The organism is Parabacteroides sp. PFB2-10, assembly GCF_029893085.1.
Lineage (GTDB): Bacteria > Bacteroidota > Bacteroidia > Bacteroidales > Tannerellaceae > QVMG01.
The window spans coordinates 86650-101585 of sequence record NZ_JARXWI010000009.1 but is presented as its reverse complement, the minus strand read 5'-3'; the positions used below and the strand labels follow the sequence as shown (position 1 = coordinate 101585).

General features: G+C 51.2%; 10 protein-coding genes. 3 read left to right on the top strand and 7 right to left on the bottom strand.

Features of this window, described 5'->3' with window-relative positions; genetic code table 11:
- Nucleotides 1-53: 53 nt before the first annotated feature.
- From lipA to M2137_RS09900, 4 genes are all read right to left on the bottom strand, one after another.
- Entirely contained in the window at nucleotides 54-902 is an 849-nt protein-coding gene (gene lipA / locus M2137_RS09915) for a lipoyl synthase (RefSeq protein ID WP_280766277.1), read from the bottom strand.
- 5 nt (nucleotides 903-907) lie between these two features.
- Nucleotides 908-3082, bottom strand: coding sequence for a S9 family peptidase (locus M2137_RS09910; RefSeq protein ID WP_280766276.1), 2175 nt, complete (start codon nucleotides 3080-3082; stop codon nucleotides 908-910).
- Nucleotides 3083-3324: 242 nt separating this feature from the next.
- Nucleotides 3325-4668: an L-fucose:H+ symporter permease gene (fucP, locus tag M2137_RS09905; RefSeq protein ID WP_280766275.1), complete on the bottom strand. Its 1344-nt coding sequence runs from the start codon at nucleotides 4666-4668 to the stop codon at nucleotides 3325-3327.
- 11 nt (nucleotides 4669-4679) lie between these two features.
- Complete coding sequence (locus M2137_RS09900) at nucleotides 4680-6467, bottom strand: L-fucose isomerase (RefSeq protein WP_280766274.1); 1788 nt, start codon at nucleotides 6465-6467, stop codon at nucleotides 4680-4682.
- A 221-nt stretch (nucleotides 6468-6688) separates the two neighbouring features.
- On the opposite strand from M2137_RS09900, the gene M2137_RS09895 reads away from it, so the two are divergent.
- Nucleotides 6689-7549 (top strand): AraC family transcriptional regulator, encoded by an 861-nt coding sequence (locus M2137_RS09895; RefSeq protein WP_280766272.1) that lies wholly within the window; start codon nucleotides 6689-6691, stop codon nucleotides 7547-7549.
- 4 nt (nucleotides 7550-7553) lie between these two features.
- Here the strand turns inward: M2137_RS09895 and M2137_RS09890 are convergent, their stop codons facing one another.
- Together M2137_RS09890 and M2137_RS09885 are read right to left on the bottom strand one after the other, a co-directional pair.
- Entirely contained in the window at nucleotides 7554-7751 is a 198-nt protein-coding gene (locus tag M2137_RS09890; protein ID WP_280766271.1) for a heavy-metal-associated domain-containing protein, read from the bottom strand.
- A gap of 16 nt (nucleotides 7752-7767) precedes the next feature.
- Nucleotides 7768-9963 carry a heavy metal translocating P-type ATPase gene (locus M2137_RS09885; protein ID WP_280766270.1) on the bottom strand — a complete coding sequence of 732 codons (2196 nt, stop codon included), beginning with the start codon at nucleotides 9961-9963 and terminating at the stop codon, nucleotides 7768-7770.
- 135 nt (nucleotides 9964-10098) lie between these two features.
- On the opposite strand from M2137_RS09885, the gene M2137_RS09880 reads away from it, so the two are divergent.
- Nucleotides 10099-10473 (top strand): GntR family transcriptional regulator, encoded by a 375-nt coding sequence (locus M2137_RS09880; RefSeq protein WP_280766269.1) that lies wholly within the window; start codon nucleotides 10099-10101, stop codon nucleotides 10471-10473.
- Nucleotides 10474-10483: 10 nt separating this feature from the next.
- Nucleotides 10484-11377 (top strand): slipin family protein, encoded by an 894-nt coding sequence (locus tag M2137_RS09875; RefSeq protein ID WP_280766268.1) that lies wholly within the window; start codon nucleotides 10484-10486, stop codon nucleotides 11375-11377.
- A gap of 226 nt (nucleotides 11378-11603) precedes the next feature.
- On the opposite strand, the gene M2137_RS09870 is transcribed toward M2137_RS09875, so the two are convergent.
- On the bottom strand, nucleotides 11604-14891 hold the full coding sequence (locus M2137_RS09870; protein WP_280766267.1) for a hypothetical protein: 3288 nt from the start codon (nucleotides 14889-14891) through the stop codon (nucleotides 11604-11606).
- Nucleotides 14892-14936 lie beyond the last annotated feature (45 nt).

Below are 14936 nucleotides of genomic sequence, written 5' to 3'. Positions count from 1 at the left end.
TACAACAATCCCTCCTCCCTATAAATAACAGTTGTAGAGGATAAATGTTTATGTCAAATATGATTTTCTGCATGATAGGAAGAGCGAACTAAAGGGGCGCTTTCTACTTTGGCAAATCCTTTCTTTAGGGCGACTTCCCGGTACACCTCAAACTGTTCAGGTGTAACATATTCACTGACAGGAAGATTTTTACGGGAAGGCTGCAGGTACTGTCCGATGGTCAACACGGAAACATCGGCTGCCAAAACGTCGTCCATCAATTCATATACTTCGTTTTCTGTTTCACCCAGGCCGACCATAATACCCGTTTTGGCGGTGATGTCGTTGGCGGCTATATGGCGAAGCACCGAGAGGCTGACGTCGTATTTGGCGGCGCTCCTAACCTCCGGCGTAAGGCGTCGTATGGTTTCCATATTATGGGAGATGATTTCCGGAGCGGCTTCGATCACGATATCGACCAGATCTAATTTGCCCTGAAAGTCGGGAATCAATACCTCTACCGTTGTTTGCGGATTGAGCTGCTTGATGGCGCGTATGGTAGCCGCCCAGTGGGCAGCGCCTCCGTCGGGCAGATCGTCGCGGTCGACGGAGGTAATCACTGCGTGTTTCAGCTCCATCAGGCGGATGCTCTCGGCTACATGCTGCGGTTCCTGCGGATTGAGCGGAAGAGGTCGTCCGGTCTGTGTGTTACAAAAACGGCAGGAACGGGTGCATATATCCCCTCCGATCATAAAGGTGGCCGTGCCCCGGCTCCAACATTCGCCCATATTCGGGCATTTCCCGCTGGTACATATTGTATGCAGGCAATGGGATTCGACAATGCTTTTCGTACGGGTGAAATTATCATTCCCGCCTAACCGGATCTTTAACCAGTCAGGCTTCTTAACATGTGGCACGCTCATGGTGTTTATAGATTATCGAAGAGGAAATTACAGATTTTAGTATAGAGATGCAAACGGGTATTTCCTCCGGAGATACCATGGTTGCGGTCTTTGTAGATATGCATATCGAACTGCTTACCGGCTTGCACCAGGGCTTCGGCATAGACCATCGACTGGGCAAAATGCACGTTGTCGTCGGCCGTTCCGTGGATAAGCAATAATTTACCCTGCAGGTCGGCAGCTCTCTCTAAAGGAGAGGTGAGGGCATACCCTTCAAAGTTTTCCTGCGGCGTGCGCATGAAACGTTCCGTATAGATCGTGTCATAGAACTTCCAATCGGTCGGTGGGGCAACGGCAATACCTGCTTTGAAGGTGCCGTCTCCGGTAGTCATTGCCATCAGGGTGTTGTATCCGCCGAAGCTCCATCCGTAGATAGCTATGCGTTTGGCATCGATATAGGGCAGTTTGCCTAACGCCTGCGCCGCCTCTACCTGATCGCGCGATTCGAGTTCGCCCATGCGGAGATAGGTGCATTTGCGGAAAGCTTCGCCACGGGCGCCTGTGCCACGTCCGTCTACTGCGACAACGATGATGCCGTTGGCTGCCAGGTAGTGTTCCCAATCCATGCCGTACCGGTCGAGCACCTCTTGCGAATTAGGCCCGCTGTATTGGGTCATCAACACCGGATACTGGCGGGAAGGATCGAAGTTGGCCGGTTTCACCATCCAGGCATTCAATTCGATACCCGAAGCAGTCTCAATGGTCATAAACTCTTTCGGCGAGAAAGCGTATTGAGCGAGTTTCGTTTTCAGGGCTTCATTGTTTTGCAATACGCGCAGCTCTTTCCGCGATTTGGTTTCATGTACGGTGATGCGTGCCGGTGTCTGTACGCTTGAATAGGTATTGACAAAATAGGTAAAGTTGCTATTGAATGCCGCATTGTTGGTTCCTTCCTGTACGGATAGCTTTGTTTTATTGCCTTTGGCATCGATACTGTAGACCGAACGGCGCAGCGGACTCTCTTCGGCCGACTGATAATAAACCGTATTCGTTGCCTCATGGATGCCCAGGAAAGCTGTCACGTCCCAGTTTCCTTGTGTGATCTGGCGTTGCATCACGCCGGTGGGGGAATACTGGTAGAGGTGGGCATAGCCGTCTTGTTCGCTGACATAATAGAATCCATTCGCTGTGAACGTGAGGGAATACAACCATTCCGAATCGATATACGCTTTGTTCTCTTCGCGCAGAATCAGGCGGAACACACCGCTTTTCGGATTGGCGTAATACATATTGAAGAGGTTCTGATGGCGGTTCAGGGTCAAAACAGCCAACTGATCCGAATGGGTCGTGAACAGAATGCGGGGAATATAGCTCTCTTCATCCACGGGGACGTCGAGCTTTTTGGTGTCTTTCGAATTGACATTGTAGGCGTGAAGCGTTACCCGTGAGTTGCGTTGTCCGGCTTTTGGGTATTTGAAGTCGTAGGTGACCGGATAGAGTCCGTCGCCATACATTTGCATTTTGTATTCGGGAACAGCCGATTCGTCGAAACGAACGAACGCCAGTTGCTCGTTGTCGGGCGACCAGGCCATCAGGTTCGTAACGGCAAACTCCTCTTCATAGACCCAGTCGGTAATGCCATTCAGGATCTTATTAGCCTCTCCATCGTTGGTCACCTGTATCTCCGTATCGAAATCGAATTTCTTTAACCAGATATTATTGTCGATCACATAAGCACACATCCGTCCGTCAGGAGAGAAGGTCGGGATCATCAGTTTCTTGCCCGTATCGCTTAACGGTTTGACGTAGTTGCGGCGCACGTCGTAATCATAGAACTCCGCCTTCCACGAGCGGCGGTAGATCGCTTCCCGTTCGCGCCATACCAGGACGCGGTGTCCTGTGGAGGCTATCTGATACCCCTGGAAGGTATCGAAGCTGCATTCACGGGCGGTAGCGGTATTAAACAGGGTGTCGACCGGTTGCCCTGTGCGGTAGGCATAGCGAACGATCATCGTCCGTTCCGGGTTCATGGCGGTATAGTGCTCTCCGTCGGGCAGGGAGCGCATTTCTCCGATAGCCGTTGTTTGGCGGAACTCGCCGTTTATTATTTCATGTAGATTGATGCGTTGGGTTCCTTGCTGCGCCCATGCACCAGTTATGACCAATAGACTTAGTAGGATGTTTATGGCTGTCTTTTTCATGTTTTTCTGTTATTTTCGATTTCTGTTGGCAAAGGTAAGGATTTAATTAAAAAAAGCGACACTGAGAAGGGTCGCTCTGCAGGGGAAAAAAATATATCCCAAACTATCATTTTGCTATTTCGGTGCGAGAAAATTGGGAAAAAGGCAGGGGTTTGTAGAAAAACCCCTGCGGATAAACATTTGTTAACATTCGTGGTGTAAGCAAGAGACCCCCATTTTAACTAAAAAACAGCCTCTCTTGCTTACACCTCGATTTTGGATTTTAGACGGTTTCCGAACCCTGTAAATGCGCGGCGCCCGTAGATGGCTACCACGATAAAACAGATAAAAGGCAGGAAGAACGACAGATTCACCGCCGGCATACCCAACAACACGCCCTGATCGATGATCATAGCCTGAAGCGGTGGCAGGATTGATCCTCCCAGAATAGCCATGATAAGCCCGGCAGCACCGAACTTGGCATCATCGCCCAAGCCTTTCAACGCAATACCGTAGATGGTCGGGAACATCAATGACATACAGGCGGATATGCCCACCAGACAATAGAGTCCGTTGATGTCCTGGAAGAAGATAACGCCCAACGTGAAAGCCCCTCCGGCCATGGCCAGTATCATCAACAATTTGCCCGGATTGAGGTAGCGCAACAGGAAGGTGCAAATGAAACGACTGACGCAGAAAATGATCATCGCTACAATATTATATTTCTGCGACAATACCTCCGCCGCTTTTTCTGTCATGCCCTGCTCCATAAACAGGCGGGTACCGTATTGAATGATAAAGGTCCAACACATGATCTGCACGCCCACATAAAAGAACTGGGCAATCACCCCTTCCCGGTAACGTGGCAGGGAGAATATCCTTTTCAGCGTAGGGAGAAAGTCGATGTTGTGCGATTGATCCTGGTTTTTCGGCATCTTGGTGAAGCGGATCAACAGGAACATTGCCAGAATGACCAGGCCAATAATAATATAGGGTGTGATCAATACCGACAGGTCGGCCTCCTTTACGGCTGCAAATTCAGCTTCATTCAATAATGCCCGTTCTGCCGTATCCATAGGATTCAGTCGCGCCTGAATGAAATTCATGGCAACAAACATGCCCAACAGCGAGCCCATCGGATTGAACGACTGTGCCAGATTCAATCTTCGGGTGGCCGTCTCTTCGGTGCCCATCGACAGAATATACGGGTTGGCACTTGTCTCAAGGAAAGAGAGCCCGCAGGTCAGAATGAAATAGGCAAAGAGAAACGGATAGTATTCGCCTATGGCTTTAGCCGGAAAGAAGAGGAAGGCGCCGATCGCATAGAGCCCTAAGCCCAACAGAATCCCCGCCTTATAGGAGTATTTCCGGATAAACATAGCCGCCGGAAAGGCCATGGCGAAGTAGCCTCCGTAGAAGGCTACCTGCACCAAAGCACCATCCGTCACGCTCATGCGGAAAATCTTCGAGAAGGCTTTCACCATGGGATTGGTAATGTCGTTGGCAAACCCCCATAGGGCAAAGCAGAAGGTGATGAGGATAAACGGTATCAGGTAGTTTATCCCGTCGCTACCGGTCAGCAACGATGATTTTTTTTGTGTTTTCATGTCGGGAAGGCTTATTTATAAAGCGGTCCGTAAGTCTGACAAGCGCGATAATCTGCTCCCTCTTTATCCATACCGAAGGCGTTCCATGCCGCCGGGCGGAAGATTTCTTTCTCGTCTACATTGTGCATACAAACAGGAATACGCAACATAGAAGCCAGCGTAATCAGGTCAGCACCCACATGTCCGTAGCTGATCGCTCCATGGTTGGCTCCCCAGTTGTTCATCACCGAGTAAACATCCTTGAAGGCATCTTTTTCTGTCAGGCGCGGCGAAAACCAGGTTGTCGGCCAGCCTTTGTCGGTGCGATCGTCTAATATTTTGTGTGCATCCGGATCGAGTTCTACCGTCCATCCTTCGGCAATCTGCAAGACCGGACCCAGTCCTTTCACCAGATTGAGGCGAACCATGGTGCAGGGCATGCCTTCGCGGGTCAGAAATTTAGACGAATAGCCTCCTCCCCGGAAATATTCGCGGTTGGCAGGCACCCAGGTGGTGGCGTCTAAGCAGGCTTGTGCCTCCTTGTCACTGATCTCCCAGAAAGGTTTCATGGCCGGATTGCCATCAGCATCGCTCTGACGAGCCGATCCGTCGAGAGAAGCAGCGCCCGAGTTGATCAGGTGGATAATACCGTTTGCCGCACGTCCTTCCAGTTTCTTGCCCGTAACCCGTTCGACCGCGTCGGGACTCCAGTAGGTGCGCACGTCGGCAAAGATCTGCGCCGTATTGGTCAATAGGTAACTGAACAACATGGCTGTTCCGTTCAATGCGTCGTTTTCGGTGGCCAATACAAACGGTTGGCGTACGCCCGTCCAGTCGAACGATGAGTTCATGATGGCTTCGGTAAAGTCGCCGTTCGGATAGAAGTCGGTCCATTGGCGTTGTCCCTGGAATCCTGCTGCCAGCGCATTGTGTCCCAACGCCTCTTCGCCGAATCCCATCTCTTTGAGTTTGGGGTTACCGATCATCAGGTCGCGCACGATCAGGGTCATTTTCACAATGAATTCCCAATCCTGGTCTTTCTCCTCGCGGCTCTTTTGCAAGTCAGAGCGGTTGCAGGTATCTGCGCCCTCCTTACAGTTTGCTTTCGCCCAGGCCAACGCCTTTTCGAATTCTTCTTTGTCATAGATGCCTAATGTCATGCGGCGAATGATTTCCACCTCGTCGATGCCTTCGCAACGCATACCCAGATACTCTTCGAAGAAGTCGGGGTTGACGATTGAACCGGCAATACCCATACAAACGGCACCAATGGAAAGATATGATTTCCCGCGCATAATAGCGACCGCCATAGCAGCGCGGGAGAAGCGCAACAGCTTTTCGGTGACATCAGCCGGTATCTCTGTCGTGCCCATATCCTGCACATCGTGGCCATAGATGCCGAATGCCGGTAACCCTTTCTGTGCGTGAGCCGCCAGCACGGCCGCCAGATAGACTGCTCCCGGGCGCTCTGTTCCGTTGAATCCCCAAACGGCTTTGATGGTGTGCGGATCCATATCCATCGTTTCACTGCCATAACACCAGCAGGGAGTGACGCTGATGGTAACGGCTACATTCTCTTTTTTGAATTGCTCGGCGCAGGCAGCACTTTCGGCAACGCGTCCGATGGTCGTGTCGGCAATGATACATTGCACCGGCGTTCCGTCCGGGTATTTGAGGGTGGAGGAGATAAGATCCACTACGCTTTTTGCCATATTCATGGTCTGCTCTTCCAATGATTCGCGTACGCCGCCCATGCGGCCGTCAATTGTCGGGCGAATACCAATTTTAGGCCAATCGCCTTTCCATCTGTTTGTGTTCATGGTATAATCTATTTTATGTGTTAATATGATATGTCTGATATAAGGATTATGCAAATACAGTGAAAGCCGAGTGCCATCAAGCTTGCTTGAATGGCCAAGGCGCATCCTGTATTCTGCAAATATAAAGATAATCAGTACCTTTTATTTACAGAATACCGACAAACAATAACACTATTTCGATATAATCCTCTATTTTTGTCTGTACGTTTTCTTTATTCGATATGCGCGAAACAGATAATTTGCAGCTTATTCTATTGAACATCGGGCGCTCGTCTCACGATGGCGACTGGAACTGGAAGGGGATAAACAGTCCCTTTGCCCGGTTGTATTATGTGATAGAAGGATGCGCCCGTGTTGACCTTCCGCAGGGGGTGCAGACGCTTCGACCGGGCTCGCTCTATCTGATTCCGCCTTTCACGCAGCATAGCTATGCCTGCGACGGCCTGTTTTCTCATTTCTATATACATATCTATGAGACACCCTCTTCGCCCAGGCATCTGTTGGAAGAGTGTCATTTTCCGGTGGAGATACCGGCCAATCCGTTGGATTTTTCGCTGATAAATCGTTTGTTGGAGATTAATCCCGATAGGGAGTTGTTACAATATGACCCGGGACTCTACGACAATCAGCCTACCTTGTTGCGGAATATAGCCACTGAAGCTCAGCAAGCCGAATACGCCGCCTTGGAGACAAGGGGCATCCTGGCTCAACTGCTTTCCCGTTTTCTGCGCTACGCCACACCGAAAGCCGAAGTAAATGATAAACGGATTGCCAACGTATTGCGTCATATCCGCAAACATATCGACCAGCCTCTCCGCATCAGTCAGCTGGCGGCGATCTGCCATCTGTCGGACGATCACTTTATCCGTTTGTTCAAAAAAGAGATGGATTGTACGCCTATTGCCTATATCAACCAGAAGAAGATAGAGCGTGCCCAGTTGATGCTATTGGTTGAAAACGTGCCGGTCAAAGACATCGCCTATCGTCTCTCCTTCGACAATATCTCCTATTTCAACCGGGTGTTTAAGCAGATCACCCGGTTTACGCCCACGCAGTACTGCGAGCGTTTGTACGGACAATAAAATGTTATAGCTGTTCCGCTTTGAATCCCGCCGCTTTGACTGCCGCAATGATCGCTTCCGCCGGATAGTCGCTTTCGACGGTCAGTGTTTTATCCGGTGAGTTCAGGTCGATCGACCACTCGGTTTCAGGTACCACTTCGTTTAGTTTCGTGCGGATCGCAGCTACACAGCCACCGCATTTCGCGTTTGTTTTGAATTGCATAGTGAATCTATTTTAATTATTTCATGAATTTAAGTCGCAGACTGTTCAGTACTACGGAAACGGAGCTGAATGCCATCGCCGCGCTTGCCAGCATTGGGTTCAACAGAATCCCGAAGAAGGGATAGAGCAGCCCGGCAGCAATCGGAATACCGATCAGGTTATAGATAAAGGCCCAGAACAGGTTTTGACGGATCAGTTTGACCGTTTGCCGGGAGATGCGGATCGCTTCGGGCAACAATAGCAGGTCGGAGGTCAATAGGGTCACCATGGCTACATCCATAGCGATGTCTGTTCCTTTGCCCATGGCAATGCTCACATCCGCGCGCGCCAATGCCTGCGAATCGTTAATCCCGTCGCCAACCATCGCCACCTTCCGGCCTTTTTCCTGCAGGCTGCGGATGTATTGGTCTTTCTCATCAGGCAGTGCCTGCCCTTTGTGGTACGGTATGCCGGTGGCCTTTGCCACATACACCGCGGTGCGGTTGCTGTCGCCCGTTAATAGATGTGTCTCTATGCCGTGGTTGCGCAAGGTCTGTATCGCCGGAAACGAGGACGGTTTGATCGGATCGGCAATAGAAAAGACAGCCAATAACTGCCCGGCCTTTCCAAAGTAGATAATCGTTTTCCCCTCGGCCTCCCATTGCGAAACAACCTCCGGTACGGATGCCTTCTCCGGCAATAGGCGATAGCTGCCTACCCAATAGGTATCAGTTCCCAGATCAAGGGTGATCCCCTGCCCGGTCAGGCTCTGGAAACGGTCTGAAGCGACCGTTTGGGCTCCCTCTTTCTCCAGCCAGCGCAGGAGTGCCGAAGCCAACGGATGCTCCGAATGCATCTCCGCTGTATATAAGATGTTTCGAAGTTCGGAGGTCTCTTCCCCGATCCAACAGGTGTTGATTACCTCCGGTTTGCCTTCTGTCAGCGTACCTGTTTTATCCAATACGATGGTGTCTATTTGGCATAGGTTTTCCAACGCGAAAGCATCCTTTATCAGGATATGTTTTCCCGCCGCTTTGCCCACGCCCACCATGAGTGCGGTAGGGGTAGCCAGTCCCAAAGCACAGGGACAGGCAATCACCAGGACGGATACCGCCGAGAGCAACCCGTAAGAGAAGGCGTTATCGCCTCCCCATATAATCCAAACAACAAAGGTGACTATCGATAAGCCGATCACAGCCGGCACGAAGATAGCGCTTATCTTATCCACAATGCGCTGCACAGGCGCCTTGCTCCCCTGTGCCTGTTGCACCATCTGTACGATCTGCGCCAACACGGTCGCACCACCCACACCGGTCGCTTCCATCGTGAAGGCTCCCTGTTGGTTGATCGTTCCCGCCATGGCTTTGTCGCCGGTTTGCTTTTCGACCGGCAAGGATTCGCCGCTCAGCATACTTTCGTCGATAAACGAATGGCCGTGTGTAACGATCCCATCGACGGGAATGCGCTCGCCCGGCCTGACGGCAACCAGGTCGCCGGCTTTCAATACAGCGATCGGCACCTCCGTCTCTTCGCCCTCCCATACGCGACGGGCTGTTTTAGGTTGTAATCCCATCAGGCCGCGGATGGCCGACGAGGTACTGTGGCGTGCCCGCTCTTCCAATAATTTCCCGAGCAACACGAAAGCAATAATCACCCCGGATGCCTCGTAGTAGACATGCGGTTCGATGCCTCTCGACGTCCAGAAGGAGGGATAAAGTGTGTTGAACAGGCTGAAAAGGAATGCAATCGTCGTGCTCAATGCCACTAAGGTGTCCATATTGGCTTTCCCCCGGATAGCATGCCGGAAGCCATTGGTGTAAAAATGACGGCCGAAGGCGATCATAATGGCAAGAGCCAACCCCATCATCACCCAATTGGCGTAGGGTGCATGCATAAAAAACATGCCGAGAACAGCCAAGGGAATCGCCAGAATCCAGGCACCGATCGTACGTCGCTTCGCCTGTTCGTAGCGCAGGCGCGACATCTCTTCCTGTTTCCCGACAGGATCCTCCTCTTCAATAATCAGGTCGTATCCTGCTTTTTGCACGGCATCGCGTATCTCCTCCGGTGATAATTGGTCGGATTGGTAAGTAACAGTCAGGGTGCCTGCTGCGAAATTAACTGCCGCTTCCGTGACCCCAGGCATATTTCCGACGGTTTGCTCCACATTAGTCGCGCAAACCGCACAACTCATATCTAACACAGGTAGTGTTTTGGTGTTTAACGTTTTCATTTTTTCATCACACATTGGGTGTATAATAGACAAAGATACGAAAAGGTAAAATTCCTTACAAAAAGTTTGGTGGGATGAAATATTTTATATCTTTGTCATATTGTTATAGTACAATGTTTAAATAGTATAAGTAATATGATCAAATTTTTATTAGACTATTCCAGCGGCGTACCCGTATACCGCCAGATTATCGACCAGATCCGCTTCGGCATCGCCTCCGGGCAACTGAAACTGGGCGAACAGCTTCCTACGGTTCGAGCGCTTGCCGTTGAGCTGAAAGTGAACCTGAACACGGTTTCCAAGGCCTATAAAGAATTGGAAATCAAAAATATTCTGGAGACTCAACAGGGAACCGGAACATTTATCAATGCCATCGAACCGGTGGTTCCGGAAAAAGAACGGGAAGATAAACTAAAAGAGATTTGCACACAGTTTTCTTCCGTGGCGTTCAGCTACGGTTTTAGCCTTGATGATGTTATACAAGAATTGAAAAACATTGAAACCTTTTAAAAATAATCATATGACAACAAATGTAATGAACAAGGGGTGGTTTAATCCCATTTCGATTTCCGTATTGCTGATACTGGTTACCGTATCAATCGTTTTGTTTGTTCTGCGGATTGTAGATATTCCTCTTCTGGCGATCCTGTTACTTTTTTCGGTCTTATTTGCCACTTCCATCCGCATTGCCGATCAATGGGAACGGGCAGTCGTATTGCGTATGGGGAAATTCAAGAGTTTGAAAGGCCCCGGCCCTTTTGTGATTATTCCCATTATTGACAGCGTCTCCAGTTATATCGATCAGCGTGTCCGGGTGAGCGCCTTCAAGGCAGAGCAGACCCTGACCAAAGACACTGTGCCGGTCAATGTGGATGCCGTCGTTTACTGGACGGTTTGGGATGTGGAAAAAGCCGCCTTGGAAGTGCAGGAATATCAGAGGGCCATTGAGCATATTGCTCAAACCGGTCTGCGTGATACCATTGGTAAACATGAACTGTCGACCCTTTTGCAGGAGCGCGATAAAATAGCCGAAGACCTCCAACATGTGCTGGATAGAAATACGAACCCCTGGGGCATTACCTGTCAGACGGTCGGAATCAATGATATTGCCATACCGAAGGATCTGGCAGATGCTATGAGTAAAGAGGCGCAGGCCGAGCGTGAACGAAGAGCCCGTGTGATTTTGGGAACGGCCGAGACCGAGATCGCCGAGAAATTTGAGCAAGCCAGCCGGAAGTATACCGATAATCCTGTCGCCTTGCATCTCCGGGGAATGAATATGCTGTTTGAAGGATTGAAAGAGAAAGGTTCCATGGTTATCGTTCCCAGTTCGGCACTCGACTCCATGAATCTCGGTGCTATGGGTGGATTGGTTTCTTTGGCGAAGAGTAATGAGGTGCAATCCCAAGGATAATGTAACGACTCACCCTCTTTCTCCCTTATTTATTTACGGGATTTGCAATGTTCTGACAATATTATTATTTCTGTCGGTGTCATTTTGTTGGGAGAATTTGTTGGCCGAGCATGGTGAACCAAATGGCCGAGCATGGTCGACCATTTGGCTCACCATGCTCGGCCAACAAATAACCTTGCACTGAAAATACCCTCCTGCCATCCATCAAGCAAAGAGGAGATAGGGGTTAACGAACCGCCTTCAGGCGAATAGTCTGATTTGTAGACAAGACGGTGATTTCGATTTCGTCGTTCTTTTCAACCGGCCAGTTCAGATATAACATCACCTTCTTCTCGTCGCTGTCGAAATAACGGAACCCCAGGCGTTTGCCGTTCACCTTGACGGCGAAGCTGCTCTGCACGTTGTCGACGGTGATCTCGGCCGCCTGGCTGAATTCGAATACAGGCAGTACCGGGGTTTTGAGGGTGAGGTTAGCCGCTGTGCCGCTTACCGGAGCGATCAACGCTTCCTCTTGAGCTGCCCGTACCGGCTTTTTCACGCCTCCGGGACGCAGGAAGGGATTGAGGAAACTTTGAGGTTCTGCTGCGTCGGGATAATAAAGAACGCCTCCTTTGAATCCCATGTTGTTGTTCGGGAACTGCGGATTGGCAGACTTCTTCACGGTGATATCATAAATCATAGGCGTAGACCAGGAGACCCACTTGATGAGCGGGTTGTGGTAGCTGTTATAGGGGTCGTCGCGCAAGGTCTCGAATACGGTGCAACCCCAGGCTATCAACGCGTTCTCGCTGTCGATCTTCACCGTTTCTCCGTTGCCGTACAAGCCGGAGCGGAGTGTCAGGTAGCGGTTGAGTTCTTCATCGTTTTGCAGGTATTTCCAGTCGCCGGGCAAAACGCGGTAAGCCGGATCGCCCACTTTGTTTTCGTACCACAACCCCAAATCGCCTGTCCATAAGGTGCGTTTCAAGGCTTCGAAGCCCCATGGGTCGTAGCGGTAGAACTCCCAGCGGTTACTGACCGGGGTCCAGGTGCCGTCGTTGGTGCCGTCTTTCGATTCGCGCATGGTGCCATGCCAGTAGGTGGTTCCGGTGGAAACATATTCGCCCCGGCTGGCAAGGTAAGCGCCTACATTGTTTTCGTTATAATAACGGCGGCCGTTTTCTTCGCTGCGGGCGGTGTCGTGCGCCGAGGTGATATTGGTATAGACCCAGGGAGCATAGCTATTGGCGCCTGTGTAGCTGTCGATGCCGTGCCCGCCTTCGTGATACAATAGGAATTCGTTCTTGTAGCGGCTCATGCTGTAATCGCGGGTAATATTGTTTGCCTGATCCTGAAAGATATTGCCTCCCCAACCCTCCACGTAAAGGGAGCTATGGTAGTTGCCGGCTTGTTGTCCTCGACGTTCGGGTTGTTGGTTGGCATGTTGGCCTTCGGCTACGACCAGCATACCGCCATGTCGCTTGACGGCAAAGTCGGCGATCCTTTGTCCAGGTCGGTCAAAGATCGAAGAGGTAGCCAGTTCGGCTTCCGTATAGGCTTTTCCGCTCGGCCATTGGTCGTATTCCTTCGAGAGATTATTGGAGATGCCCAGGTCGTAATACATACCGGAAAGCAGCATTACCTCCCTGCTGACCTCTGTGTCGCCATAGATATATACACCAGTTAGCGGGCTGCGGTAAACGTTTCCTATCCAGGGCTTGAAGCTGGCCTCGTAGGTATTTGCCGACGATAGCTGGTTGCCTGCCCAATCGCGTACGGGCGTATGCCCGAGGAATCGAACCCGGAACCGGCCATTCAGCCCGGCGCCATAGAGATGTACTGCGTCGTTGAGGTTTACAAGTTGTCCAAATTCCAGCGCAGCCGGGTTGGCCTCTTCGTTGTCGTCGATCCATCCGCCTACCGAAACTTTCCGCTCGTCGATGTCTTGCTGGTTGAATCCGAAGAAGCTCCGGCCAAAGTAGCCAGTGGTAAAGCTGAAATCCGATTCGCGCGGAAGCGACAGGGTGATGGCTCGCCACAGGTAGCCTCCTGCCATCATGTGCGGAATGTTCTGCCAGCTCTGTCCGCCGTCGGCGCTGTGTTCGATCTGCCAGTTCTCCGCGTCGTACAGGTTGCTCATATCTTTTACCTCCCGGTTGAATTTGATCTCTATCTGGTTTTCGGAAATAACCTGTACATGTTCGATGCCGAGGGCAGCGTAGGGGCGGGCATTGATGTCGTAGTTGTCGACCTGAGTATGCCAGAACCAAGGCATAGCCGAGCGCACACCGTCGCGACCCCGGTCGAATCCCTCGCTGTTTTCGCTGGAGAAATATTCCCATTCGCCAAAGATGCCGCAGAGTGCTTTGTAGAGTTCGTTGTCATGGTGTTTGAGCTCTTCGCGGGTATTGACCGGCCCACGTTCGGCCTGCCAGCTGCCGTCTGCCGATTCGGGAATGAACTCATAGAAAATCATCGTGCCGTAGACAAAATAATCCTCCAGGCTTTTCAGCCATTGGCTATTGGGATAGCTGTTGTTCTTCTTCGCTTCCGCGTAGGCCGCGGCTATATGTTTGTCGTATCGGAAATCGTCCGGAGCGTTGTAGACGCTGCGGGGCGTACGCCGACAACCGAGGGTGACACCGTCTTCGAGTCCGTTGACCGCCACCTGCCAGAACAGACGGGCAAAGGCCTCGCCCAGGTAGAAGAAATCGCTTTGGGGGCGATCCATCTCTCCGTTGCTTGGCTGGCGCATCACATCGTCGGCGGTAGCCACGATGATGGGTTTCTCCGTTGTGCCTTCGATGATACGGCGGGTTTTGTAATCGTTGGGATTAAAGAGCTCGCGCCATTGCGGGGCTTCGTAAACCGATTGGCCGGGGCCGACCAGCATAACGACCACCCCATAGTCGACTGCGTTTTGGGTGATCAGTTCCGCGCGGCCGGTCATCCGGTGAATACCTCCGGCGGCATAATCGATCACGTGTTCGTGCGTGTAGGCGGCTCCGAGGTGTTTATCGTTCGCTGCCGCGGTGTTGCATAAGCGGGTACCGGTAGCGGTTAGTTTCGACTTTGAACCGATATTCATATAATCATAAAAAGGTTTCCACTGGGCGGTTACCGTTTGCTTCTTCACCGTCACCTGGATGCGAGCCGCTGTGGCGGGTCCCAAGGTAGCCTGGGTGTTTTCGCCCGGTGTCCGGGCGTTGCCTGTTTTGCCTTTCAGTGTTCCCACCTCCAAGGGTTCTGTCAGGCGGATATTGATCACCGGAGCCTCTGCATAAGAGCCAAAATCGAAATAGGAGAGGTAGGTGTATTCCACCTTCTTTCCGTCTACTGTAACCGTGAAGGTGTTATACACCTGCCGGCTGTCGGCAGGTTTGGTCGGGCAAACAATCTCTATCTCCCGATCTGTGATCAGGTTTACTGCCTGGATGGTTAATCCTTTCGTTTTTTGTTGTTGGGCGTTTTCGCGTCCATGTGCCATTCCGAAAGTGATCAGGAAGGCTACGCTGAATAAAATAAGCTTTTTCATTAATCCGATATTGTGGTGATGTGATTGTGTTTCGCACGTTTTAGG